21 protein-coding genes, 1 pseudogene and 1 other annotated feature are annotated in these 24469 nt (G+C 67.0%); of the genes and pseudogenes, 7 read left to right on the plus strand and 15 right to left on the minus strand.

The features are described from left to right. The first annotated feature begins 7 nt into the window (after positions 1-7). Positions 8-769 carry a Mut7-C RNAse domain-containing protein gene (locus tag BARAN1_RS00590; RefSeq protein ID WP_122030414.1) on the plus strand — a complete coding sequence of 254 codons (762 nt, stop codon included), beginning with the start codon at positions 8-10 and terminating at the stop codon, positions 767-769. On the opposite strand, the gene BARAN1_RS00595 is transcribed toward BARAN1_RS00590, so the two are convergent. Continuing rightward, positions 753-1301 (minus strand): GNAT family N-acetyltransferase, encoded by a 549-nt coding sequence (locus BARAN1_RS00595; protein WP_122030415.1) that lies wholly within the window; start codon positions 1299-1301, stop codon positions 753-755. The two genes, BARAN1_RS00590 and BARAN1_RS00595, sit on opposite strands and share 17 nt — an antisense overlap. 92 nt (positions 1302-1393) lie before the next feature. Next, positions 1394-2608 (minus strand): annotated as a pseudogene (locus BARAN1_RS00600) (IS3 family transposase). Positions 2609-3003: 395 nt separating this feature from the next. Between BARAN1_RS00600 and BARAN1_RS06460 the strand changes: the two are divergent. Genes BARAN1_RS06460 through BARAN1_RS06465 form a run of 3 tightly spaced genes read left to right on the plus strand, consistent with a single transcriptional unit; the run spans position 3004 to position 7365 of the window. After that, positions 3004-3489: a hypothetical protein gene (locus BARAN1_RS06460; protein WP_157959335.1), complete on the plus strand. Its 486-nt coding sequence runs from the start codon at positions 3004-3006 to the stop codon at positions 3487-3489. Beyond that, entirely contained in the window at positions 3482-5131 is a 1650-nt protein-coding gene (locus BARAN1_RS00605) for an ATP-binding protein (protein WP_122030416.1), read from the plus strand. The genes BARAN1_RS06460 and BARAN1_RS00605 overlap by 8 nt, the downstream gene beginning before the upstream one ends. 11 nt (positions 5132-5142) lie before the next feature. After that, positions 5143-7365 carry a sigma factor-like helix-turn-helix DNA-binding protein gene (locus BARAN1_RS06465; RefSeq protein WP_157959336.1) on the plus strand — a complete coding sequence of 741 codons (2223 nt, stop codon included), beginning with the start codon at positions 5143-5145 and terminating at the stop codon, positions 7363-7365. A gap of 37 nt (positions 7366-7402) precedes the next feature. On the opposite strand, the gene BARAN1_RS00615 is transcribed toward BARAN1_RS06465, so the two are convergent. From BARAN1_RS00615 to BARAN1_RS00650, 8 genes are all read right to left on the minus strand, one after another. Then, positions 7403-8631 (minus strand): IS3 family transposase gene (locus BARAN1_RS00615; RefSeq protein WP_122030418.1). Its coding sequence is split into 2 segments (ribosomal slippage): positions 7403-8343 and positions 8343-8631, totalling 1230 coding nucleotides; the frame shifts between segments, so codons are not numbered across the junction. Then, positions 8237-8353 (minus strand) — a sequence feature (AL1L pseudoknot). It overlaps the preceding gene by 117 nt. Before the next feature lie 185 nt (positions 8632-8816). Then, positions 8817-9563, minus strand: a complete 747-nt coding sequence (locus tag BARAN1_RS00620) for a TlyA family RNA methyltransferase (RefSeq protein WP_122030419.1) — start codon at positions 9561-9563, stop codon at positions 8817-8819. A 19-nt stretch (positions 9564-9582) separates the two neighbouring features. Next, the gene (locus BARAN1_RS00625; protein ID WP_122030420.1) at positions 9583-10806 is read right to left on the minus strand and encodes a pyridoxal phosphate-dependent aminotransferase; all 1224 of its coding nucleotides are present in this window, start codon (positions 10804-10806) and stop codon (positions 9583-9585) included. Beyond that, a complete protein-coding gene (locus BARAN1_RS00630; RefSeq protein ID WP_122030421.1) occupies positions 10799-11446 on the minus strand; it encodes an MBL fold metallo-hydrolase in 648 nt (215 codons plus the stop codon). Before BARAN1_RS00630 ends, BARAN1_RS00625 begins: the two co-directional genes overlap by 8 nt. A 26-nt stretch (positions 11447-11472) precedes the next feature. Then, a complete protein-coding gene (locus BARAN1_RS00635; RefSeq protein WP_157959337.1) occupies positions 11473-12423 on the minus strand; it encodes a D-alanine--D-alanine ligase family protein in 951 nt (316 codons plus the stop codon). A gap of 123 nt (positions 12424-12546) precedes the next feature. Continuing rightward, on the minus strand, positions 12547-12999 hold the full coding sequence (locus tag BARAN1_RS00640; protein ID WP_122030423.1) for a hydrogenase maturation protease: 453 nt from the start codon (positions 12997-12999) through the stop codon (positions 12547-12549). Positions 13000-13010: 11 nt separating this feature from the next. After that, positions 13011-13763, minus strand: a complete 753-nt coding sequence (locus tag BARAN1_RS00645) for a Crp/Fnr family transcriptional regulator (protein ID WP_162297726.1) — start codon at positions 13761-13763, stop codon at positions 13011-13013. Positions 13764-13815: 52 nt separating this feature from the next. Beyond that, complete coding sequence (locus tag BARAN1_RS00650; RefSeq protein WP_122030425.1) at positions 13816-14487, minus strand: DUF502 domain-containing protein; 672 nt, start codon at positions 14485-14487, stop codon at positions 13816-13818. A 121-nt stretch (positions 14488-14608) separates the two neighbouring features. Between BARAN1_RS00650 and BARAN1_RS00655 the strand changes: the two genes are divergently transcribed. Beyond that, complete coding sequence (locus BARAN1_RS00655) at positions 14609-15046, plus strand: DMT family transporter (RefSeq protein WP_157959338.1); 438 nt, start codon at positions 14609-14611, stop codon at positions 15044-15046. A 256-nt stretch (positions 15047-15302) separates the two neighbouring features. After that, complete coding sequence (locus BARAN1_RS00660; protein WP_122030426.1) at positions 15303-16598, plus strand: TrpB-like pyridoxal phosphate-dependent enzyme; 1296 nt, start codon at positions 15303-15305, stop codon at positions 16596-16598. Positions 16599-16653: 55 nt separating this feature from the next. Here the strand turns inward: BARAN1_RS00660 and BARAN1_RS00665 are convergent, their stop codons facing one another. From BARAN1_RS00665 to BARAN1_RS00685, 5 genes are all read right to left on the minus strand, one after another. After that, entirely contained in the window at positions 16654-17697 is a 1044-nt protein-coding gene (locus tag BARAN1_RS00665; protein WP_122030427.1) for a M42 family metallopeptidase, read from the minus strand. A 36-nt stretch (positions 17698-17733) separates the two neighbouring features. Further along, positions 17734-19572, minus strand: a complete 1839-nt coding sequence (gene uvrC, locus BARAN1_RS00670; protein WP_157959339.1) for an excinuclease ABC subunit UvrC — start codon at positions 19570-19572, stop codon at positions 17734-17736. A gap of 567 nt (positions 19573-20139) precedes the next feature. Continuing rightward, on the minus strand, positions 20140-20991 hold the full coding sequence (locus tag BARAN1_RS00675) for a metal ABC transporter permease (RefSeq protein ID WP_174202502.1): 852 nt from the start codon (positions 20989-20991) through the stop codon (positions 20140-20142). Next, positions 20978-21817, minus strand: a complete 840-nt coding sequence (locus tag BARAN1_RS00680) for a metal ABC transporter ATP-binding protein (protein ID WP_122030429.1) — start codon at positions 21815-21817, stop codon at positions 20978-20980. Before BARAN1_RS00680 ends, BARAN1_RS00675 begins: the two co-directional genes overlap by 14 nt. After that, positions 21814-22701: a metal ABC transporter substrate-binding protein gene (locus BARAN1_RS00685; RefSeq protein ID WP_157959340.1), complete on the minus strand. Its 888-nt coding sequence runs from the start codon at positions 22699-22701 to the stop codon at positions 21814-21816. The genes BARAN1_RS00680 and BARAN1_RS00685 overlap by 4 nt, the downstream gene beginning before the upstream one ends. Positions 22702-22859: 158 nt before the next feature. Here BARAN1_RS00685 and BARAN1_RS00690 point away from each other — a divergent pair, with 158 nt between their 5' ends. Further along, entirely contained in the window at positions 22860-24467 is a 1608-nt protein-coding gene (locus BARAN1_RS00690; protein WP_122030431.1) for a Na/Pi cotransporter family protein, read from the plus strand. The last annotated feature ends 2 nt before the right edge of the window (positions 24468-24469 follow it).

A 24469-nucleotide genomic window follows, 5' to 3' on the forward strand; every position in this document is an offset into this window, starting at 1 on the left:
GCGAGCCGTGCCCAGTGCCTCCGTCCGCATGTACGGGGAGCTGAACGATTTCCTCCCGCCGGGATGGCGCCAGGAGGCGATCGCCTACACCTTCCAGGGGACCCCGGCGGTCAAGGACGTGATCGAGTCCCTCGGCGTCCCTCACGTCGAGGTGGAGCTCGTGCTCCTCAACGGCGAGTCGGTGGACCTCGCAGCGCGGCTCGGCCTGGGCGACCGGCTGGCCGTGTACCCGAAGTTCGAGAGCCTCGATGTGACGGGGCTCCTCGCGGTGCGGCGGGAGCCCCTCCGCCGGATCGCGTTCCTCCTCGATGGCCACCTCGGGAAGCTCGCTCGGTACCTGCGGCTACTCGGGTTCGACGCCGCCCACGCCAATGGGTTCCCGGACGAGGAGCTCGTCGCGGCGGCATCCCGCGAGGAGCGGATCGTCCTCACCCGCGACCGGGCGCTCCTCAAGCGCAGCGTCGTCACCCATGGGTACTGGGTGCGGTCCACGGACCCCATCGAACAAGCGCGGGAGGTCGTGCGACGGTTCGACCTCGCAGGCCACGTGCGCCCGTTCACGCGGTGCCTGGTCTGCGGCGGCCCCCTCGCTCCGGTGGCCAAGGAGGAAGTCGTGGAGCGGATCCCCCCCCGCGTGGCCGCGTGGCGGGACGACTACCTGCGGTGTACTGGCTGCGGGAAGCTCTACTGGGAGGGGACCCACCACCCCCGGCTCCGGGCGACGGTGGATCGGATCCTGGAGGGAAGCGCAGTCAGTGGTCCAGGTTGAGGCGGAGGAGGGGGAACTCCGGATCGTCCCGGAGGATCTGGAACCCGTGGCGGAGGTAGAACGCAGCGGGACCGGACGGGTTCTCCGCGCTCTCTTTCCGGGCAAACGTCTCCAGCGTGCTCAACCCTCGGCTACGTAGCTCGCGCAGGATGTCCTGGAGGAGGAGGCTCCCCCAGCCGCGTCCGCGGTGGGCGCGAGACGGGAAGAACAGGCACGCCAGGAACACGGCGTCGTCGCTCACCGGCCCCGCTGGGCAGGATCGCGCGTTGGGGAAGAAGCTCGGGGGACCGTACTGGGCGTAGCCCACGGCCTGGCCGTCGGCATAGAGGAGGCGGCCGCACTCCCCGAACTCCGCCCGCACCCGGCGGACCCAGGCGAGCTTCCGTTGGAAGGCCTCCGCTCGGTTCCCCGCCTTGGGATCAGCCCAGAGCTCAGGGTGTTCCCAATACAAGCAGTACTTGCAGCTCCACGGGGGAGCGTCCCACTCCGGCGCTCCGGCAAGGTTGTCCTCTACAAGCGGAAGAGCAGTCATGTCTTGAGGGAGTCAGTATTCCACCTGGACTTTCCCCGCTTCGGTGGACAGTCTAGCGCTTGACGCCCACGCTGTCTGCCTGACCGTGGTCGTCATCCGTGACCCCTGTATTCCACTGACCCTACACCAACGGGTTCTCCCGTCTCCTCAGCAACGCTCCCTTCCCGGTGGTACCTCCGTTCGTACCCCGTCGGGGTCTCGTACCCCAACGCCGAGTGCCGTCGGTGCGGGTTGTACCACCCCTCGATGAACGCGAACACCTCCCGTCGCCCCTCATCCCGGGTTTCAAACCTCTGGCGATCGAGAAGCTCGCACTCCAGGGTTGCAGAGAAGCTCTCACAGAGCGCGTTGTCGTGGCAGTCTCCCACGGATCCCATCGACGGCCGGATCCCGGCCTCCCGGCACCTCTTCCCGAACGCAACGGCCGTGTACTGGCTCCCGTGGTCGGAGTGATGGATCACTTCCCGCGGCTGGCGTTGCCCGATCGCCATGTTCAGGGCCTTGAGCACGAGTTCCGTCCGCAGAGGCGCCTCCATCGCCCACCCCACCACCCGCCGGCTGAACGCATCCACCACCGCCGCTAGGTACAGGGTCCCTTCCCCGGTCGGGATGTACTCGATGTCCGCGACCCACAGCCGGTCCGGCGCCTCGCTGGTGAACTCCCGCTTCACCAGGTCCGGGGCCGGCTGCGCCTCCGGATCCCTCTTCGTCGTCCCCCGGCGCCGACGCCGGCTGGTGCCCGCCAGCCTCCCGCATCAGGCGAGCCACGCGCTTGCGCCCCACTCGGATCCCTTGCGCCCTGAGCTTCGCATGGATCCGTGGTGCGCCGTACGTCCCACGGCTGCGGGCATGGATCGCCTCGATCCGTTCCCGAAGCCGCACGTCCTCCCGCGCCTGCCGCGACGGGAACCTTCCCATCCACGCGTAGTACCCACTGGTGGAGACCTCCAGCACGCGGCACATCGTGGCCACCGGATAGCGAACCTGGTGTGCGCTCATGAACTCGTAGACCCGGGTGGTACCGAGCCGGTCTCCCGAGCGAACCAGGCCGCGGCTTTTGCCAAGATCTCCCGCTCCAGGCGGAGCTGTCGGTTCTCACGGCGCAGCCGGCGCAGCTCTTCTCGCTCCCCCGTCGTCATCCCCGAAGGGTCGCGGCCCTCATCGCGGTCCGCCTGCTTCACCCAACCCCGGATCGTCTCGTAGGACGGCTCGAACTCGCGGGATAGCTCCCGCGCTGCCCGTCCTGCCCGCACCAACTCCATCTCTCGCCGGAACTCCGGCGGGTGCGGCGGACGTGTCCTCGGCATCGTCAACATCTCCCATGCAAGCCTAAGGGTGTCCACGAAACCGGGTCAACTCCATAGCTACAGCTCCCTCCTAACCCATATAATGGTGTCAACCCACGGCGGGTCCCGAGCAACAGGCACCGCGGGGGGGGCGGACTATGAAGGCAGAAGGCAACAGGAGCGCGAAGCACTCGTCCAAGAATAGGAGAGCTATTCGTGGCGTCAATGGGACACCGAGTCGAGCAGAATCGAAGGCCCGTGTTGGCGACTCCGTTCCGGCTGTGGGCCCGGAAGTGAAGGCTCTCCGTCCCAGATCACCTAGCGGGGACTTCTCGAGTCACGAGCTTGTTACCCTTGCAGTCTATCTTCTTGGGGGAGGCTCACATGCTGTCGATACCGAGGATGTTGCTGTCAAGGTGAACGAGCTCGCTCCCGGCAAGTTTGTGTGGAAGCGTTACCCTGCCCAGATAAACCTTGAGATCGTCCGCGTCTACCTCTCTGACGCAAAGAAACAATCTAAGGGCGCCTATCTGACGGGGTCCGGTACTAATGGATGGCGGATCACCCGGCGGGGGCTGGAGTTCGCTCGGAGACGAATCGGTGAGCTGCAAGGCGAAGGCGCGCCTCAGTCAGTCGCCAGGCAGCGAGATGGGCGATGGCGGTCGCGCGAAAGGAAGCGATTGCTTGCATCAGATGCCTACGCTCGCTTCAGGACCGGCGGCGCGAGTGCTGTCAGTCGACAGGACGCAGAGAGGTTCTTCCGTGTTGACGAGTATGTAACTGGACCTGCTCGGGAGACGAAGGTGGCTCGCATCTTAGAAGCCTTTGGAGATGATCCCAGGCTAGGTAAGGTTGTGCGGGCAGTGGCAATCCTTCTTGAGGGGGCGATGAGCGATGGTTGACGGAACACAGCACCTTCTTGTTAGGTCCCATGTCGCACGAGATCTCCTTCAGAACGCAGCGCTGTTCAAGACCGACAAGCTCGTGGTCTGGGAGTACGTCTCCAACGGGCTGGAGTACGTTGATCCGGTGGTGAACCCGGTCGTCCGGGTGGAACTGGATAGTCGTTCGAAGCGTATCACAGTACAGGACAACGGAAGGGGGATGGACTGGGCGGGGCTTGAGAACTTCTTCCTGATGCACGGAGAGAACGTTGATCGCAAGCTAGGTAGGCCCGGCCGTGGTCGGTTCGGGACAGGCAAATCTGCAGCCTTTGGAATAGCAGATGTCTTGCGAGTGACCTCTGTACGAAATGGTCGGTGCTCAAAAGTCGAGTTGCGGCGAAAGGACATTGAAGCTCATAACGGTGAAGGCCCGATCCCTGTGAACGTGCTAGAGAGGGACAAACCCGTATCAGAACCTAATGGCACGGTTGTGGAGATAGAGAGTATCCACCTCCAAGCGCTGGACCAACCTGCGATTATCCGCTACATTGAACGGCAGATTGCACGGTGGCCACGCAATGTGACTGTAATCGTCAACGGCCAGGTGTGCTCTGTTCAGGAACCAGCTGCCTGCAGGGAGTACATCTTCAAGCCGACTGGTTCTCTGCTCCAAAGACTTGGCGATGTCCAGCTCGTTGTGAAGGTGTCGAAGACACCCCTAGATGAAGAGCAGCGAGGGATAGCGGTCTATTCCAAGGGGGTTCTTCACGAAACAACACTGGGTGGCAATGAGAATCGCGAGATGTCGCAGTACATCTTTGGCTTGCTTGATGTACCGGCGCTGGATGATGATCGGTCACCGATACCCGCCTTTGATCTGAGTCGCTCCATGCGGCTGAACCCCAACAACGAACTCGTCCAATCCATCCATGCCTTCATTGGACAGAAGGTCGACGAAGTCCGAAGAGAACTTGTGGAAGAGGAGAAAAAGAGGAGAAGAAGCGAGGAGGCCCGCACCCTTGCCCGCCGGGCGGATGAGATTGCGAGAGTCATCAACCAGGATTTCCAGGAGTTTCTTGAGCGGGTGGCGCGCATTCGCTCCCTCGGGCATGGAGTCCCGGAACGCACTGGTCAGCAGGCGCGGTCCGGGAGCGACCAGAGAGATTTGGTCATTGGCGGGGATCTGCCCGCTCAGGTGATTGCCTCGACCGGCGGCCTTGGTGCAAGTGGTGAGGGTGGAAATCGTGGTGGGACCCCTAGGAGTATCAACCCAGAAGTAGCTCCCGGTGACGCAAACAGCGAGGTAAGGGGACGACCTGCTGGAGGACGTGGGAACCGTTTTGGTGTGTCCACCGGGGGGTTCAGGGTCGAGTTTCAGAGGATGGGACCGGAAGAGCGCCGCGCTCATTGCCTTACAGACAGCCGGGTGATCTACGTCAACCTCGATCACCCTCAGATCGTGGCTGCCCGTGAGGGTAACAACATTAACGACCCTGGCTTCCTGCGGCTTGTAACGGAGGTTGCCTTCACGGAATACGCGATAGCGCTTGCGCATGAGCTTGCCAGTCGGGGTGAGTTTATCGATTTCACAGACCCAGCGGTACATATCCGCGAGACCCTCAACCGAGTTGCCCGACGAGGAGCAGCTTTGTACTCCTAAGGTGATCGGTCGTGACCACTGGTCGGTTCCCACGTCGTGGGCAAACGATCGCGCCCGCCCTCCTAGCAGACATCCTCAGCTGCCGGGCAGGCGACTACGTGTCAGGCCTGCCCCCAGAGGCTGCACAGGAAGTTCTGTCCAGGTTGAGCAAAGAGACTTGGCAGAGGTTCCAGCCAACGGTTTGTGTCCTTCTCGGAAAGGCGGTGGTAGCGCGCACCGCGAAGGTGATCTCTGGTGGCTCACCCGAACTCCGAGCGGCTCTTCTGAAGAGGAGGCTTCCTCAGCTCCCCGGGTCAGTTCACGTGGATGATCTGTCAATAGAGGCAAGAACGCGCGGGGTATTGATGAGAGCCGGGTTGGGCCAGATCTCCGAGGCCCTAAGCAGAGAGACCGCGGTTGGGGACCTGCTGGACCTGCAGGGTCTTGGAGCACACGGGTTAGTCGACCTGTTGGCCGGTCTCGATGGCTACCTCGAGGGCGGCCCACGGACCGAGCGCCCAGCTCCCGAATCCTATCTCTTGCGGGCACGCCTCCGTCACCCGCGTCGCGCGTGGCAGAAGGGACCGCCTCGCAAGAATGAAGGCGACGACCTCTCCGTAACATGCGAGCTCATCCAGCAGGCGTCGTCTCTGTCTGAAGTCACGGCTGATGACCCCCGATTTGGCGCGGCGATTCGTTCACTGTGCCCAAGAGCCAGAACCCTCCTCGAGTGCGCCCGAGAGCTAGAGCGTTGTAGTCGTCCAGAGGAGCGGCGATCGTCACTCGCTGAACGACTCCTTGAACTTGCTTCACGGCTCGAGAGCGCACAGGCGTCATGTCTTGAGCAAGAACTGAGTGAGATAGCCACAGCCGTGAGTGGGAGGCGTAGCGGACGGATCACCACAAGGCGCCTCGGCTGGGACGGCAGGGGGGGAACGACTCTGCAGAATCTTGCAGACGAGAATGGAGTCACTCGAGAACGGATTCGGCAGATTGTCGCGTCGTCGTGTGAGAGGCTGGCTGGTGTCCGTGTCTACGCACCTGTGCTTGACAAGGCACTCTCACTCGTTCGCGAAACGATTCCGTCACCTGCAAAGGCCGTCCAGGAAACCCTTCTGAAGCGTGGGATCACCAGGTGCGCCTTTGACCTCCGCGGCCTCGTGAGTGCTGCCGAGGTACTTCGACCGACTGTCTCCATCTTGCTGTGTGGCCGACTGATCACTTCCTCTGTCGACCGAGGTGACATTGCGGCGATTGCCAGAGGAGCGCGGCAGGCGGCATCGCGGCGGGGTATGGCAACTGTCAAGACCGTGCAGGAGGGCGTGCGGGTCACTACCCAGCGCTTGGTGTCTCCCTCGCTGGTTCAGCACATCCTGCAGGGGGAGCGGGACCTGCGCTGGCTGGACACTGAGCACCAATGGTTCTGTTTCCGCAGATCCAGCCGCAACGCTGCGGCCACTCACATCAAGAGGATCCTCTCTCTGGTTCCCAGGATCCATCTTGAAGAGCTTCGGGAAGGAGTGTGCCGCCCTCATCGGATGAGAGGGATGTGGCCCCCTGTAGATGTTCTCAAGGAATTCTGTGTGGGTCTTCCGTTCTGCACCGTGGATGGCGACTTCGTAGCGCGAACCGTTCCCCTTGACTGGCGGCAGGAGCTGAGCGGACGCGTGACAACGATTGTCCACATCCTGTTTGAGAATGGCATGGTCATGAGGGTGGACGATCTCGAAGATGAGTGCCTGAAGCGAGGCATGCCGCGCTCAACATTCTGGAGTTACATCAGTTACTCGCCCGTTCTCCAGAAGTATGCAGACTCTGTGTATGGGATACGTGGCGCTGAGGCAAGTCCTGGTGTGATCCAGGCTTTGATCCGCAAGAGGGATCCCCGACGGCATCTGAAGGACTACGGCTGGACTCCGACTGGCGCCGTCTGGATGATGTTTCGAGTCTCAGCGGCCATGTTGCGTTCTGGGGTGCTCCCGGTGCCATCGGCGATGAGAGACCAGTTAGCAGGGGAGTTCTCCTTGAAGAGCGCCGACGGAGCGACCGTCGGGAGGCTCGTCTCCAAGGCAACAGGGACGTGGGGCCTTGGGCCACTGTTCCGCCAGCACGGGGCGAGCCCTGGTGACTTCCTATTGCTGACTGTGGATCGACAGAAACGTGAGGCGGTGGCGTGGCTTGGTGACCGAACCCTCATCAACCAGGTCCTTGCCGCTCTGGGCGCGCCCATCCATGCATCAGAAAGTTCCCCGTGATCTGCTGTGAACCGCCCCGGGTTCACCGGAGGGTACTTCATCTGAGTCCGGCCACGAGGGCCGGAGCCTCCTTGGGGTGGTAGTGTAGCTCCTCGAACGCGGCGGGTGAGATGTGCCCGATCGGCTCAAGCAGCCGCTTTGTGTTGAACCAATCCACCCAGTCGAGTGTCTCGAACTCGACATGCTCCACCCCCCGCCACGGTCCCCGCTCCTGGATCACCTCCGTCTTGTACAGTCCGATGATCGTCTCAGCGAGAGCGTTGTCGTAGGAGTCGCCCACGCTTCCCACCGACGGCTCGATCCCCGCCTCCCTCAGGCGCTCGGTGTAGCGGATCGAGAGGTACTGCACACCCCGGTCGCTGTGGTGCACGAGCCGCTGCGTGTCAGGCCGGGCGTACAACGCCTGCTCGAGGGCATCGAGCGCCAGGTCGCTCCGTAGAGACCTCGACACCCGCCACCCGACGATCCGACGGGAGAACGCATCGATCACGAACGCCGCGTACACGAACCCCGACCAGGTAGCCACGTAGGTCAAGTCCGCCACCCACAGCTGGTTGGGTCGGCTGGCCGTGAAGTCACGCTCGACAAGATCAGCCGGACGCGCTAGGGCTTCCTCGGGGATCGTCGTGCGGATCCTCTTCCCCCGGACAGCGCCCACCAGCCCCATCCTCCGCATCAACCGCTCCACCGTGCACCGCGCTACCGTGACCCCTTCTCGCCCGAGCTTCCGCCACACCTTCCGCGCTCCGTAGATCCGCCGGTTCTCCTCACACACGCGCTGGATCTCCTCGCTCAACGCTGCGTCACGGTGAGCACGCTCGGGTAGCCGTGAGGGGTTCCTCTCGCGTGCCTTCTGTTCGTAGTAGGTCGACGGGGCGATCGGTAGCACCTCGCAGATCGGCTCGACCCCGTACTCCTCCCGGTGCGCATCGATGAACGACGTCATCTCTTCCGTCGGCGGTCGAGCTCCGCTTGGGCGAAAAAAGCTGACGCCTTCCTGAGGATCTCGTTGGCGCGCCGCAGCTCGCGGTTCTCTCGCTCGAGTTCCTTCATCCGCGCCCGCTCATCGCTCGTCACTCCGCCGCGACGTCCAGTGTCGATCTCTGTCCGACGCACCCACGTGCGCAGCGTCTCCGGCGTACACCCGATCTTGCCGGCGATCGACACGATCGCTGCCCACTGGGACGTGTGCTCCCGCTCGTGCTCGAACACCATCCGCACCGCCCGCTCCCGTACCTCCGGGGAGTACCTCGCTGACTTCGCCATGTCCCCATCCTCTCAAGCTGACAGGCCTCCGGCAATCTCGGGGCGGTTCAGCTGGCTTGAATGGGGCGAAGGACCCCATTCCGTCTACTCAGCCCGTGCCGTATGGTACCCGCGGCTTCCATCGGAACTTCGTGCTAGAGCGCGCCTGGGCAGGGAACGTGACATGCGTGAAGCGTGCGCGGGGATCAAGGACAGGATCTCACCGAGAGACAGAGGAAGAACTCGCGGTTGCCGGCCGGGCCGAGGAGCGGCGAGGGGGTACTTCCCCGGACCGTCCAGTCCAGTTCCTGTTCGGCGAACGCGGCGATCCCGTCCACCACCGCCTCATGCACGGTCGGATCGCGGACCACGCCCCGGCGCACCGCTTCCCGCCCGGCCTCGAATTGAGGTTTGACGAGGGCGATCACGTCTCCTCCCGGTTTCACGATCGTCGCGAGCGGCGGGAGAACGAGCCGGAGCGAGATGAACGACACATCGACCGTGGCCAGGTCCACCCCTTCCCCGATGTCCTCGGGCCGGAGGTAGCGGGCGTTCACCCCCTCCCGCACGACGACCCGCGGGTCGTTCCTGAGCCTCCACGCGAGTTGGCCCCGTCCCACATCCACCGCATACACCCGCTCCGCCCCGCGCTGGAGGAGGCAGTCCGTGAACCCCCCGGTCGAGGCCCCCACATCGAGGCACGTCTTCCCTTGTGGATCGACCCCGAACGCGGCGAGCGCGGCTTCGAGCTTGTCCCCGCCACGAGAGGCGTACCGCGGAGGGGTGGACACCTCGATCACGGCGTCGAGCGGGACTTCTGTTCCCGGCTTGTCGCGAAGGTCCCCGGCCACCCGCACCCGGCCGGCGCGGATGAGGGCCTGAGCCTGGGCCCGCGACGGGGCGTAGCCCCGCGCGACGAGGAGGAGATCCAGCCTCTCCTTTCCTCCCTTCATTGCCTCGCCGCGCGCGGACTCATCCCCTCCCAGCCACGACCTCCCCGGCCCGCGCGCGGTTGAACGTAGAGAGCCCGTCGGCGAGGACCGCGCACGCCCGGCGCAGGTCGTCCGCCTTGAGGACGTACGCCCCACGGGCCTCGTCCTTCCCGAGCCCCGGCGTCACGTAGAACCCGCTCCCCGGGGCGAGCATCACCGTCTCCGGGCCGGGGTAGTCGGTGAGCATCCAGCGGATGAACGCCTCGGAGTCCTCCACCGGGAGGCCCATCATCACGTAGAACGCCCCCTCCGGGACGCGGAATGTGATCCCGGGGATGTCAAGGAGTTCTTTGCAGAACAGGTCCCTCCGCATCCGGTACTCGCCGATCATCTCCTCAACCACGGCCCGGTGGTTCGGATCGGCCATGAACGCGACGAGCCCCAGCTGCTCAAACGTGGGGGCGGAGAGGCGGATCGTGGCGCACTTGTTCGCCGCGGCCATCACGTCCTTGTTGCGGGACACGAACGCCCCAATCCGGGCCCCGCACGCCGACAGCCTCTTCGAGATCGAATCCACGAGGATCGCCCGATCGCGGACCTCGGAAAAGGTGAGGAGGCTCGTGTGCCCTCCCTCGTACACGAACTCCCGGTACACCTCGTCGGAGATGATGAACAGATCGTGCCGCAGCGCGATGTCCACCACCATCTCCAGCTCCGCCTTCGTGTACACGACCCCGGTCGGGTTCCCGGGATGGGAGAAAAGGATCGCCTTCGTGCGTGGGCCGATGTGGGCCTCGATCTCCCGGCGCGGGGGGAGGTGGAACCCGTCCTCGCGGCAGGTGGTGATGGGCACGATCTCGACGTTGGTGAGGCGGGCGTAGCCGAGGTAGTTCGGGTAGAACGGCTCGGGGACGAGGACCTGATCCCCTGGATCGCAGGCGATGGTGAGGGCGAACGTGATCCCCTCCGATCCGCCGATCGTGATGAGGACCTCCTCCTTGGCCACCTGGAGGCCACACTCCCCGTAGTAGCGGGCGAGGGCCTCCATGGCCTCCGGGATCCCGGGGGACGGGGCGTAGTCGAGCACCTTGACCGTGGCCTCGTGGACCCCGCGCATGAACGCAGCCGGGGTGGGGATGTCCGGCTGGCCGATATTCAGGTGGTACACCTTCTTCCCTCGCTTCTTTGCCTCGACGGCAAGGGGATACAGGCGGCGGATGGGTGAAGCGGGGGCAGCGACGCTGCGGGCAGAGAGCTTAGGCATGATCGAGAACCCACACCTCCTTTCTGGTGGGCAAATCAGCAGGGGTGATCGTCACCTCGGACTTCTTGACGCGCTTGATGGGCAAGCCGACCTCGTCCAGGAACTCGTCCACCGGCCGGATCGGCCAGTCCTTCACGACCTCGGTGCGGTAGTGCATCGGGATCACAACCTTGAGCTTGGGGAGCGACCGCACGACCTCGCTCGCCTCCTTGGCCCCGATCGTGAAGTGGCCGCCCACGGGGAGCAAGGCCACCTCTACATCCTGGAGGGGCTTGAGCTGCTCCGCGTTCAACGTATGGCCGAGGTCGCCGAAGTGGGCGAGGGTCACCCCATCCACCGCGAACCGGAAGATGACGTCTTGGCCACGGTCGCGGCCCCCCTTCGCATCGTGGAACGCCGCGATCCCGCGGAACGCGATCCCGCGCACCACCTTCTCCCCGATCCCGCGCACCACCTCCGGCGATCCCTTCACCCGCCCCACCGCGTTGTGGTCGAAGTGATCGTGGGACACGGTCACGATGTGGGCCGGACCCTCCGGCGCCTGGTAGGGGACCTTCTCCTCATACGGGTCGGTGAGGATCACCGTGCCATCGCTCACCTCGATCCGAAAGCAGGCGTGGCCCATCCACTTGAGCTTCACACCCGTCACCTCCTCGCAGAGCTACTCTATCCGAGCGGGGTGGGGGCAGGCAACCGGGCGAGGGCCCGGTTCAGGAGGTGGACCACGAGGTCGTCGTAGGACAGGCCGACCGCGTGGGCGGCACGGGGGAAGAGGGACATCTCGGTGAGGCCGGGAAGGGCGTTCACCTCGAGGAGGTACGGCGTCCCGTCGCGGGCGACGCGAAAGTCGGCCCGCGACAGGTCGCGACAGCCGAGGACGAGGTGGGCCTGGCGGGCGATGTCCTGGATGTGGGCGGTGAGGTCGGGGGGGAGCTCGGCCGGACAGGAGACCGCGCAGCCCCCCGGCGTGTACTTCGCCGTCCAATCGAACAGGTCGCCCTCCCGCGGCCTGACCTCGACGAGGGGCAACGCCACCACCTCCCCGTCCCGGTCGAGGATCGAGGCGGTGACCTCACGACCGGGGATGAACCGCTCGGCAAGGAACTCCCCATACCGGGACAGGAGCGCACTCGCCACCTGTTCGAGCTCCGCTCGGTCCCGGACGAGGTGCACCCCCACGCTCGACCCCTCCCGCCGCGGCTTGAGGACGAGCGGGTACCCGAGCTCCGCCGCTCGGGCGAGGGCCACGGGATCCCCGCCGGTGCAGAGGGCCCACGCCGGGACGGGGAGGCCCTTCCCTTGGAACGCCTTGCGGGACTCGCTCTTGTCCATCGCGAGCGCCGAGGCAAGCGGCCCCGACCCCACGTACGGTTTCCCCATGAGGTCGAGGAGGAGCTGCACAGTGCCGTCCTCGCCCGCTCCCCCATGGAGGATGTTGAACACGGCCGCGAACGGGGCCAACCGTTGGGGCAGGCCATCGTAGGTCCTGATGTCCACGAGCTCGGCGTCCCACCCCTGACGCACGAGGGCGGCGTGCACGCCCCGACCGGAGAGGAGGGAGATCTCCCGCTCCGCCGAGTCCCCGCCGCACAACACCGCCACCCGCGGACTGGTCACTGTCCGATCCTTCCCCCTGCCCCTCCGCGGGACAAGGCCGGAGGTCCTCCGCGAGGGGGCCGCCTGCCGGGCAACCATCCCCGCGCTCTCCGGCGTCTAAAGGAGGCGGGCCCCGAAGGCCCATCAGTCAGGAGAGAGAAGGGGCGGGATCCTTTTCAGGTCATCGTTCCGGAGGCAGGCCACCACCTCGGAGGCCGCGGCGCAGGCGGCGGGAGTGAGCCCCTCGCCGAGGGAGCGGTCGGCGGGCTGGATCCCAATGAGGACGATCTCCCCCACGCATCCCCGCACCGTGGAGAGGAGGAACGGCAGCGGAAGACCGTGGGTGGAGCCGAGCATCTGCTCCCCAGCCGCCAGCGGCAGCCGGCGGACCGAGCCGGGGGGAAGGCCCATCTCCGCCGCGTCCACCACCACGAGGAGGTCGGGGGCGATCCGGTGCACGATCCCGAGCGCGTTCTCCACACTCAGGCCGGCGGTGAGGACCTCCCAATCCGTCCCCCGCACCCCCGCGGCCACCTCCACCCCGACGCCATCGTCGCGCCGCAGCGGGTTCCCGACGCCGAGGACCACACGCCGCATGGCGCCCCCAACTAGGCGGGGGCCTCGCGGACGAAGGTCCGGAACGGCTGGGCCAGTGCCCTCATCTCATCCCGGTTCGCGATGAGGACGCGCCGGCCCGGAAGGGCCACGAACCCCCGCTCCTTGAACTCGGACAAGACACGGATCGCTGTCTCGGTGGACACGCCCGCCATCTCCGCCAGCTCCGCCCGCGGCAGCTCGACCCCGATATCCCATCCCCCCGCGGTCTCCTCGCCGAACGCCTCGGCGAGCTCGACGAGGGCCCGCGCGACCCGTTCCCGTGCAGAACGGGACGTGATCTCAACGAGCCGATCGCCGAACACCTTGTTCTCGTGGGACAGCCTCTCGATCAGGTGCAGGGCCACGCTCGGGTGACGGCGGAGGAAGGGCAAGAACTCCTCGCGGGGGATGAACATGAGGCGCGACGGTTCGAGGGCCTTGGCGTAGCAGGTGTAGGTCTCCTGATCGAACAGCGTCTTCTCCCCAAGGATCTCCCCCGGCCCGAGGAGCTTCAGGATCTGGGAGTGGCCGCCCCGGGTGTGCTTGGCAAGCTTGACCTTGCCCCGACACAGGATGTACAGCCCGAACGCGAGCATCCCCTCGCGAAAGATCATCCCCCCCGGCTCGAACTCCAGCGGCCGCATGAGGGAGATGAGTTCCTGCCAAGCGGACTCCGACAGGTCGGCAAAGATCCTGGTGCAGGCGTGGGGACAGGCCTGACAGAACTCCGTTGCCCGCGGAGACTGAACCTTGACCTCCCGCATTGTCCTCACTTGTACCGCAATCCCCGGCGAGAATCCAGTCCGCCTCGTCCCCTTACTCGCTCCGTCCCCGGGCCGGGTCCACATCGGGGGGGACCCCGCCCGAACTGGATTGGCGGATGACGAGCCCGCCGGAGATGATGATGCTCAGGGCCTCTTCCGCGGTCAGGGAAACGGGGGCGATCTTGCTGCGGGGGATGAACAGGACCCACCCCGACAGGGGGTTGGGCGCGGTGGGGATGTACACCGACACCACATCGGGCGTGAAGAGGTCGCTCACCACAGTGGCATCCTCGTTCGTGATGAAGCCAAGGACGTGGGAGCCAGGCTGGGGGAACTCCACAACCACCATCCGCCGCCCCTGGAGGATGGTGGGCTCCGGACGGAGCACGACGCGGGCCAGTTGGCGAGCTCCCCAGTACAGGTTGCGCACGCCGGGCACGGCCAGCATCACCCGCTCCACGGCCCGCAGGAGGCCTCGCCCCAACCAATGGCGGGCCGCGGCCCCCACGAGGAGCACCACGAGGAGGGTGATGGCCACCTCGGTCCCCGGGATGTACCGCCCGATGAGGCGCCGCATGAGCCCCGCGAAGGCCGTGTGAGGGCCAAACAGAGCGTACGCCAGCCGGTAGAGGAGCCAGAGGAGGTACGCGGTCAGCCCGAGGGGAAAGAGCGTGAGGAGCCCCGAGATGAACGTCACCCTGGCCCACCGTAAGAACCGCCGCATCGGCTCACTTGTACGTCAAAGTCGCCACGCCTGCAAAAGAAAACCCCGCTGGACCACGGAGCGGGATTCCGGGTACGCTACAGGCGGCGCCTGCGCAGGCGGGCGCCCACGAAAGGAGGAAATGGCCTTGTCCAGTCCGGCGGTGCTCATCGCGATGATCGGTGGCGTGGCGATCTCTCTGCAATCCCTGTTCTCGGGGGTCATCGGGTCCAAGGTGGGCGTGGCGGAGAGCATCTTCATCGTCCACGCGGGGGGGATGCTCCTCGCGGCGGTGATCATCGCCTTCCTCCGCGGGGGGAACCTCGCCGCGTGGAACACCGTCCCCTGGTACACGCTCACCGCTGGTTTCTTGGGGGTGGTGATCGTGGGCTCGATCAGCTACACCGTCCCCCGGATCGGGCTTGCCTCCACCCTCACCCTGGCCGTCGTGGCCCAGCTCGTGGTCGGGGCGATCCTCGACCACTTCGGCCTCCTCGGCGCGGTGCAGCGGTCGTTCGACCTGCCGCGGATCCTCGGGCTGGCCATCCTCGGTGTGGGCACGTGGCTCGTCATCCGCTGATCGCGGAGGGGCGTCCCCCTCGCCCGACAACGGGGTTGACGGCGCCCTCCCCAGCAGGTAGGGTTGGGCCTGCTCCAAAGGAGGAGACCCATGGTGTACCGGAGGTATGTTTGGCTCGGCTAGCTTCCTAGCTAGCCCTTTGAGGTTCTCTCCTTCCTCCCTCTGCATTCCCCCCGTGGAATCGTGGTGGCGCCCTTCGAACTGAGTCGGAGTCGCGGCTAAGGATCTAGACCAGTTCGAAAAGAGGTTTCACCCCATGAAAACGAGATTCTTGCTCCACGAGGAGGAGTTGCCCCACCGTTGGTACAACGTGGCTGCCGACCTGGATCGTCCGTTGGATCCCCCGTTGGACCCGCGGACGAACGAGCCCCTGTCTCCCGAAGCGCTGGCGGCCTTGTTCCCGCGCACGTGCATCGAACAAGAGATGTGCAGCGACCGGTTCGTGGACATCCCGGAGCCGGTGCAGGAGGTGTACCGCCGCTGGCGGCCGACCCCGCTCCAGCGCGCGGTGAACCTGGAACGGGCGCTCGGGACCCCAGCGCGGATCTACTTCAAGTACGAAGGGGGAAGCCCCACCGGGTCCCACAAGGCGAACACCGCGGTCGCCCAAGCGTACTACAACATGGTCGAGGGCACGAAGAGGCTCACCACCGAGACCGGGGCTGGGCAATGGGGGAGCGCGCTTGCGTTCGCGTGCGCCAACTTCGGCCTGGAGTGCACGGTGTTCATGGTCCGCGTTTCCTACGACCAGAAGCCGTACCGGCGGGCGATGATCCGCCTGTTCGGGGCGAAGATCCTCCCTTCCCCGTCGAGCCGCACCCAGGCTGGGCAGGCGGTCCTCGCTATGCACCCGGATTCACCAGGGTCGCTCGGGATCGCGATCTCGGAGGCGATCGAGGAGGCGCTGCACGGGGAGAGGACGAAGTACTCCCTGGGGAGCGTCCTCAACCACGTCCTCCTCCACCAGACGGTGATCGGCCTGGAGGCGATCCAGCAGCTGGACCTCGCCGGGGAGTGGCCGGACGTCGTGGTGGGCTGCGTGGGTGGGGGATCGAACTTCGCCGGCCTCGCGCTCCCCTTCTTCGGGGAGGCGCAGGCGGGACGGAGGTCGCGGCCCCGATTTTTGGCCGTGGAGCCGGTGGTGTGTCCCACCCTCACCCGGGGCGAGTTCCGCTACGACTTCGGGGACACGGCGCGGCTGACGCCCCTCCTCAAGATGTACACCCTGGGAGCGGACTTCGTCCCTCCGGCGATCCACGCCGGAGGCTTGCGCTACCACGGGATGGCCCCGATCGTGAGCCGGCTCGTGGCGGACGGGGTGATCGAGCCGCTGGCCTACGCGCAGAAGGAGGTGTTCGAGAGCGCGGTTCTGTTCGCCCAATCGGAGGGGATCATCCCCGCCCCGGAGACAGCCCACGCCGTCCACGCCGCGATCGAGCTCGCCCGCCGCTGTGCGGAGACAGGTGAAGAGAAGGTTATCTTGATCGGGTTCTCCGGCCACGGGCACTTCGACATAGCGGCGTACGACAGCGTCGTCCAGGGAATAGGCTAGGAAAGCTCGGCCCGGGCGGGCTCCTGCCCGCCCGGGCATCTCACCTAACGAGCGCTCACAGCAGCTCCCCGGCCCGCCTCAGGAACGCCACCACGAGGTCGAGGGTCGCCTCGAGGTCCGCGAGGTACAGCGTTGAGACCGGGGAGTGGATGTACCGGCACGGCACGGACACCACCCCGGTGAGGATCCCCCCCCGCTCGAGGTGGATCGCCCCCGCGTCCGTGGATCCGTAGGCGGGGAGCTTGTACTGGTAGGAGATCCCATTCTCGTCGGCGATCTTCTCCAGGAACCGGGCGAGCTTGGGCTTGACCGTGATCGAGCGGTCGGCAAGGGTGATCGCCGGTCCGTGCCCGAGGCGTACCGGCTGTTTCGCCTCCGGGACCCCGGGCATGTCCGCCCCGATCGTCCCCTCCAGGGCGAGGGCGAGCTTGGGGGCCACGCGGTACGCGGCGGCCTTCGCCCCCCGCAGCCCCCCCTCCTCGTGGACGGCGAAGTTGACGACGAGCTTGTAGGGGAGCTTCTCCTTGGCCAGGATCCGCAGCGCCTCAGCGGCCACGAGGCACCCCGCCCGGTCATCGAACGCCTTCCCCGTCACGTACCCCTCCTGAAGCCTAAGGAACGGGTAGTGGATCGTCGCCGGGTCACCGATGTGCACGCCGAACGCCTCCGCCTCGTCCCGGCTGCGGGCCCCGATGTCCACGAACAGGTCGTCGAGCGGAACGACCTTGTCCCGGTCCCCGTCCGACTGGATGTGGGGCGGGGTGCTCCCGATGACCCCGTGGACCTTCTCCCCGCTCCGGGTGAGGATCGTGAGGCGGTGGGCCATGAGGATCCGGTCGTCCCATCCGCCGAGGGCGGTGAGGCGCAGGAACCCGTCCTTCTCGATCCACTTCACCATGAACCCCACCTCGTCCATGTGTGCATCGAGCATCACCGCGTCCCCGCTCCCCCGGGAGCAGGTGAGGTTCCCGAGGGTGTCCGTCTCGCAGCTCTCCACGTACGGGGAGACCATCCCGTGGAGGACCTCCCGCGCCTCGTCCTCAAACCCTGCCACCCCGAACGCATCGGACAACTTCTGTAGCTTCTGTTCCAGGTTCACGCGCTCTCCTTTCGATCCGGTGCAGGATTATACCGGCTAGGCGTGGAGGGCCTTGTAGAGGAGCTCCGCCGTGGAGCGGGGGAGGCCAGGCACGGAGAGGAGCTCCTCGAGACTCGCCCGGCGCAGTCCGTCCACGGACCCGAACCGCGCCAGGAGCAGGGCCTTGCGCCGCGGGCCGATCCCAGGAACGGTGTCGAGGAGGCTTCCTAAAGTCCTCTTCTCGCGCAGGGTGCGGTGGTAGGTGATCGCGAACCGGTGCGCCTCATCGCGGATCCCCTGGAGGAGCTTGAGGGCAGGCGAGCCGCGGGGGAGCCGGATCGGATCCGCACGACCCGGCACGTAGACGAGCTCCTCCCGCTTGGCAAGCGCCGCGACCTCGATCCCAGACAGGTCCACCTCCGCCAGAGCCCGCTCCGCGACCCCGAGCTGGCCCTTCCCCCCATCCACAAGGATCAGGTCGGGGAGGTCGGAGAACCGGCCGCGGGCCACGGACGGATCGGAGATCTCGGCGAGGCCGTGGCGGAGCCGGCGGCGGAGGACCTCGGCCATCATCGCGTAGTCATCGGGCTTCCCCGAGATCCGCACCCGGAACTTGCGGTACGCGTCCCGCCGCGGCCGACCTCCCACGAACACGACCATCGAGCCGGTCGCCTCCTGCCCCTGGAGGTTCGAGATGTCGTACGCCTCGATCCGCCACGGGCGGGCGGAGAGGCCGAGGGCCTCCCCGAGCTCGTCCACCGCCTCCTCCTCCGCCGGGGGGGCGGTGACCTTTTCCGCCTGCTTCAAAGCCAGGGCCGCGTTGCGCTCCGCCATCTCCAGGATCGCCCGCCGCTCTGGGGAGCGGGGGACGCCGATGTGGACCCGCCCTCCCCGCCGGCCGGCGAGGTAGGCAGCGAGGGCCCCCGACTCCGCCACCGGAACTGGAACGAGGACTTCGCTCGGGATCGCTGTCGTACGCGTGTAATACTGGTCAAGGAACTCCTCCAGTGCCTCCTGGGGGGTGGAGCCGGGAGGGAGGGCGAGGGGGAACCCCTCCCGCCCGATGAGGCGCCCCGCCCGTACGATGAGGACCGCACCATGGCCTCGCTCCTCGTTCACCTCTACTGCCACCGCATCGAGGTCCACCGGTTCGGGGAGGGCCACCGCCTGCCGCTCCCGGATCCGCTCCAGGGCGTGCACGGTGTCCCTAAGGCGCGCTGCGTGCTCGAACCTCTCCTCGCCGGCCGCCCGCACCATCTGGAGGGCGAGGTCCTCCACCACCTGCTCCACCCGGCCCTCGAAGAGGAGCGCCGCCGCGTCCACTGCCCGCCGGTACTCCTCCGGGCTCACTAAGCCCGCGCACGGTCCGGAGCAACGGCCGATGTGGTAGAGGAGGCACGGCCGCTCGTAGCGCTTCTCCCCGACGGGCAGGTTGCAGGTGCGGATCGGGAATAGCTTGTGGGCGAGCTTGACCACGCGGCGCATGGAGCGGCTCGACGTGAACGGACCGAAGTAGCGGGCGCCGTCGCCCGCGGGTCGGCGCACAACGAGGACCCGGGGGAACGGCTCGGCGGTGATCTTGAGGTAGGGGTAGCGCTTGTCGTCGCGGAGGCGGGTGTTGAACCGGGGGCGGTGTTTCTTGACGAGGGCATCCTCGAGGACGAGGGCGTCCTCCTCCGTCCCGGTCACGATCACCTCCAGGTCGCGCGCCTCGCGCACGAGGAGGCGCACCTTGGGCGAGAGGGTGCGGGGGGACTGGAAGTAGGAGCGGACCCGGTCGCGGAGCGAGGAGGCCTTCCCGACGTAGAGGATCGTCCCGTCCCCGCCGCGGAACAGGTACACCCCGGGGGACTTGGGGAGGTCCCCCACCTTCGCCGCGAGGTCTTCGTTGGCCATGATCGTCCTCATTCTCCGCGGGAAGCGACGGACTTGCAGGTGCCGCCTCACCCCCTTCCTCGGGGGGCGCGAGAAGGTCCAACCGCTCCGCAACCGAGGGTCAGGACTCTCCAATGCCGGAATCCTGTTAGTACGTTGGGCGTCCTTGGCTGACGCCTGCGCCGTCCTCTTCTAGCCCAAGCATGGGGGCTTCCTCGGCCCACCAGGTCGAGCCAGGGCAGCTGTCACGGCCTCCCGGAGCTAGGGTCGCAATCCCTTTCAGGGTTCCGTAGGTGGTTCTACTGATGCCACCCCACAGGAGCACAAAGGGGTTGCCACTGGGGGGGAACATACTGACTCACAAACTTGTCGCCCACCGCCGGGTGATTCCTACCGCCGGCCGACACTTCGCCGGCCCGCTGGCCAAGCTTTCCAATATCGTGGAGGAGGCCGGCCAACGCTGCCCGAGTAGCGAGATGACGCTCGTCCGCTCCCATTGACCCCCCAGGTGCCGTCCAGTATAGGAAGGCTCAACTTGGGAGACAAGTGCGCCGGCGCGGGGGAGAGCGTGGAAGGCACGAGCAAGAACTAGAACCGGTGGGAGAGGAGGCCCCGGCAGGGGGCGAGGGCCAGGGCGAGGAGGAAGAAGGCAGTCGCCACGAGGACGATCGCTGCCCCGCTCGCGATCCCAAGGTAGAACGAGACGTAGAGGCCGATCACCCCGGCGAGGATCCCCAACACCGCCGCGAGGCCCATCATCCACGGGAGACGGCGCGTGAGGAGGTACGCCGTCGCCGGCGGGGTGATGAGCATCGCCAGCACCAACGCCACCCCCACCGCCTGGAGCGAGATGACCACCGTCACCGCGATGAGGAGGAGGAGAAGGTGCCGGAACAGCCCCGTCCGCAGCCGGAGCGTGGCGGCGAACGTGGGGTCGAACGAAACGACGAGGAACTCCTTGTAGAAGAGGACGACCAGGAGGATGACCACCGCCCCGATCCCGACCGTAAGCCCGAGGTCCGCTGGCGATACGGAGAGGACGTTCCCGAACAAGAAGTGAGCGAGATCCACCGCGTACCCGCGCACGGTCGAGATGAGGGCGATCCCGAGGGCGAACATGCCCGCGAACACGATCCCGATCGCCGTGTCCTCCTTCAGGCGACTGCGCCGGCTCACCTCCCCGATCCCAAGGGAAGCCAGGATCGCCGCTCCGAGGGCCCACAGGAGGATCGGGCCGCGGTCCCCCCGATGCACGAGGTACCCCACCGCCACCCCAGGGAGGATGGAGTGGGCGAGTGCATCGCCGAAGAACGCCATCCCCTGGAGGACGACGTACGTCCCCACCACAGCGCACGTCCCCCCCACCACCACCACGGCGAGGAGGGCCCGCACCATGAACGGGTAAGAGAACGGACCTACGAAAAACTCAACGATCCCCATGGTCGCCCCCTTCGCAGCACGTGTCGCTGAGGGCGACGGGTCCGGACGGGGTCTGGAAGATGCGCAGGCCGGTGCCGTACGCGGCGCGCAGCCGGTCGCCCGTGAACACCTCGGCGGGCGGGCCAAACCCGATCGCGCGCCCGCCCAGGAGGAGGGCGAGGGGGAAGTGGGCCTGGGCGAGGTCGAGCTCGTGGAGGGCGACGATGGAGGTGATCCGCTGTTCCCGGAGCCGGCCGAGGAGGTCGAGGATCCCCGCCTGGGCCGGGGCATCGAGGCCCGCGAGGGGCTCATCGAGGAGGAGCACGGTCGCCTCCTGGACGATGGCCCGGGCGATGAACATCCGCTGCTGCTCCCCACCCGATAGCTCCCCGATCGGCCGGCGGGCGAGGTGAGAGATCCCGACGAGGGCCAATGCCTCCGCGACCCGCTCCCGGTCCTCTGCCCCCGGCCATCGCAGCGGGCCAAGGCGTCCCGTACGGCCCATCAGCACCACGTCGCTCACCGCCAGGGGGAAGCGGAGGTCCACCCCCAGCCGCTGGGGGAGGTAGGCGATGCAGATGTGTCGCGCCGGCCGCTGCCCGAAGATCCGCACCTCGCCCACTGTGGGGGGGAGCGTCCCTGAAAGGACGCGGAGGAGGGTCGTCTTCCCCGCCCCGTTCGGGCCGACGACGGCCAGGAGGTCGCCCGGTTCGAGCCGGAACGAGATCCCAGCGAGGACGGCCTTCCCATCGAGGACGACCGCGACCTCCCGCACCTCCACCGCCGGGCCCGCGGCATGGGCGGGGTCGGGACAGGTCCGGCTCGCGCGGATCCGCTCCCTCGTCATCCGCGGAGCGCCTCCACGATCCGCCGCACGTTCTCCCGCATGAACGAGAGGTAATCCGGGGCCGGGCCGTCCAGCGCGGAGAGGGATCCCTGGAACAGGACCACCACCCTGACCCCCGTGTCGCGGGCGAGCTCGGAAGCGAGGTCGGGGTTGAACTCCGGGGACACGAACACGGCCGGCACGCCCAGGTTGCGGATCCGGTCCACGAGGATGGCCCTGTCCCGCGCCGAGGGCTCGGCGAGGGTGCTGAGGGCGGGGATGATCGCCCCCCCTACGACGAACCCGTAGCGGTCTGCAAAGTACCCGAGGGCCCAGTGATCCGTGATGAGGACGCGTCGCGCGGGGGGGAGGACGGCCACCTGTTCCTGGATCCACCGGTCGAGCGCGGCGAGCTCCTCCCGGTACGCCGCGGCGCGGGCGGCGAACTCCTCCTTCCCGGGGGGGTCAAGCCTGCCGAGGGCGGACTCGATCGTGCGCGTCCACTCCGCGACGAGTAGCGGATCGAACCATACGTGGGGATCGGTCCCGCCGTGGCCCTCGCCGGGAGCGAGCGCGCGCAGGGGGAGCCCAGCGGAGAGGTCCACCACCTTCCCCTGGAGCTCGGGGGACGAGAGGATGCGGGCCAGTCCCTCCTCAAGCCCCGCCCCGGCGATGAACACCGCGTCCGCGCGAGAGAGGGCGACGAGGTCCTGCGGCGTGGGCTCGAACGTGTGGGGATCCGTCCCCGGGGGGAAGAGGATGGCCAGCGCCACCCTCTCTCCTCCCACCTCCTTGACCACGTCCCCCACGATGGACGTCGTCGCCACCGCCGCGACGGGGGCGCCGAGTGAGGCAAGGGAAAAGGAAGCCACTGCCATGCCGACGAGCCATTTCGCTGCGGGCACAGGTTCAGTGTAGCGTTGGCTCCGCAGGAGGGCAACACAGCGCGGCGAACGAACGCGCGATCCGCGCAGCGAACCACGGAGGAGGGACATCGCACAGGACAGCGCTGGCCCCGTGAAACGAAAGGGGTGAGAATGCAGGCGAGGGGTTCGGAGCGGGGATGGATGTAGCCACAGTGGTGATCAGCGCCGCAGGGGGCCTGGCCCTCTTCCTGTACGGGCTGCGCGTCCTGAGCAGTGCCCTCAAGCGGGCGACCGGCGAGCGGGTGCGCACCCTCTTGGAGCGCCTCACCGATACGCCGTACCGCGGTGTCCTCGTGGGCATCGCCACCACCGGGGTCCTCCAGTCGAGCAGCGTGGTGATGGTCCTCCTCATCGGGCTCATCAACGCCGGGGTCCTCTCGCTCCGCCAGGGGATGGGGGTCATGCTGGGGGCAGAGATCGGGACCTCGGTCACCGCCCAGCTCATCGCGTTCCGGATCGGCGACTACTACCTGCCGATCATCGCCATCGGGTTCGTGCTGGCCGAGCTAGGCCGCGGTCGCCGGGGGGGCGATGTCGGCCGCGCGCTGCTCGGGTTTGGGCTCTTGTTCCTGGGGATGGACGTGATGTCCGATGGGCTGCGCGGCCTGGCGGAGAGCGAGATGGTGGTGAACCTCCTGTCCTCGCTCGGTACGAACGTGCCGCTCGGCGTGCTCATCGGAGCGGGCGTCACAGCGGTGATCCAAAGCTCGTCGGCGATGACCGCGCTCGTGATCGCGATGGGGTCCGCCGGCGTCCTCCCCCTTCCCGCGGCGATCGCCCTCATCCTCGGGGCGAACATCGGCACCACGGTGACCGCCCAGATCGCGTCGGTGGGGGCGTCCCTCGCCGCGCGGCAACTGGCGCGGGCCCAGCTCCTCGTGAACGCGATCGGCGTGGCCGTGTTCATCCCCCTCGTGCCGTGGTATGCCGCGCTCATGGCGCAGACCTCGCCCCTCCTCGCCCGCCAGATCGCCAATGCCCACACGCTTTTCAACGTCGCCAGCACGCTCGCCTTCCTCCCCCTCACCGGCGGGCTGGCGTGGCTGGCGGGACGGATCACCCACGGCCAGCCGCCCGTGGTCTCCACCGGCCCCGTGCACCTCGCGGAGGCGTTCCTCGCCGCACCCGCGGTAGCGCTCAGTCAGGCGCGGCACGAGCTCCTGCGGATGTCGGACCTGACCCACGTCATGATCGAGCAGTGCCGCCACGGGCTCCTCGAGCGCGAGGAGGCTCCCCTGAGCGAGGTCCTCGAGATCGAGCGCGCGGTGGACGAGCTGAAGACTGCGATCGAAGCCTACCTCGAGCGGATCCCCACCGACGCCCTCTCCACCCGCGACGAGCGGCGGTTGCACGTCCTCGACCACGCCACCGGTGACATCGAGCGGGTGGGGGACCAGGCGGTGAACATCGCCGAGCGGGGGAGGGTCATCCTGGCGAAGGGGTACCCCCTCTCCGCGCCCGCCCGTGCTGACCTCCAGACGATGTTCGACAAGGCGACGGCCCTGTACCGGGAGGCGGTAGAAGCGCTGCGGGACGAGGATCAGGACAAGGCCCGGGAGGCCCTCCGCCTCGAGGCGGAGGTGGACCGCCTCGAAAAGCAGTCCAAGGAAGCGCACTTCCGGCGCGTGGACGAGGGGATCTGCCAGGCCGAGGCAGGGGCGCTGTACCTGGAGATCCTCCATAACCTGGAGCGGATCGGCGACCACGCCGTGAACATCGCTGGCGACGTCCTCTACGCCCTATGAGA

Origin of the sequence: Candidatus Bipolaricaulis anaerobius (assembly GCF_900465355.1) — a bacterium.
GTDB lineage: Bacteria > Bipolaricaulota > Bipolaricaulia > Bipolaricaulales > Bipolaricaulaceae > Bipolaricaulis > Bipolaricaulis anaerobius.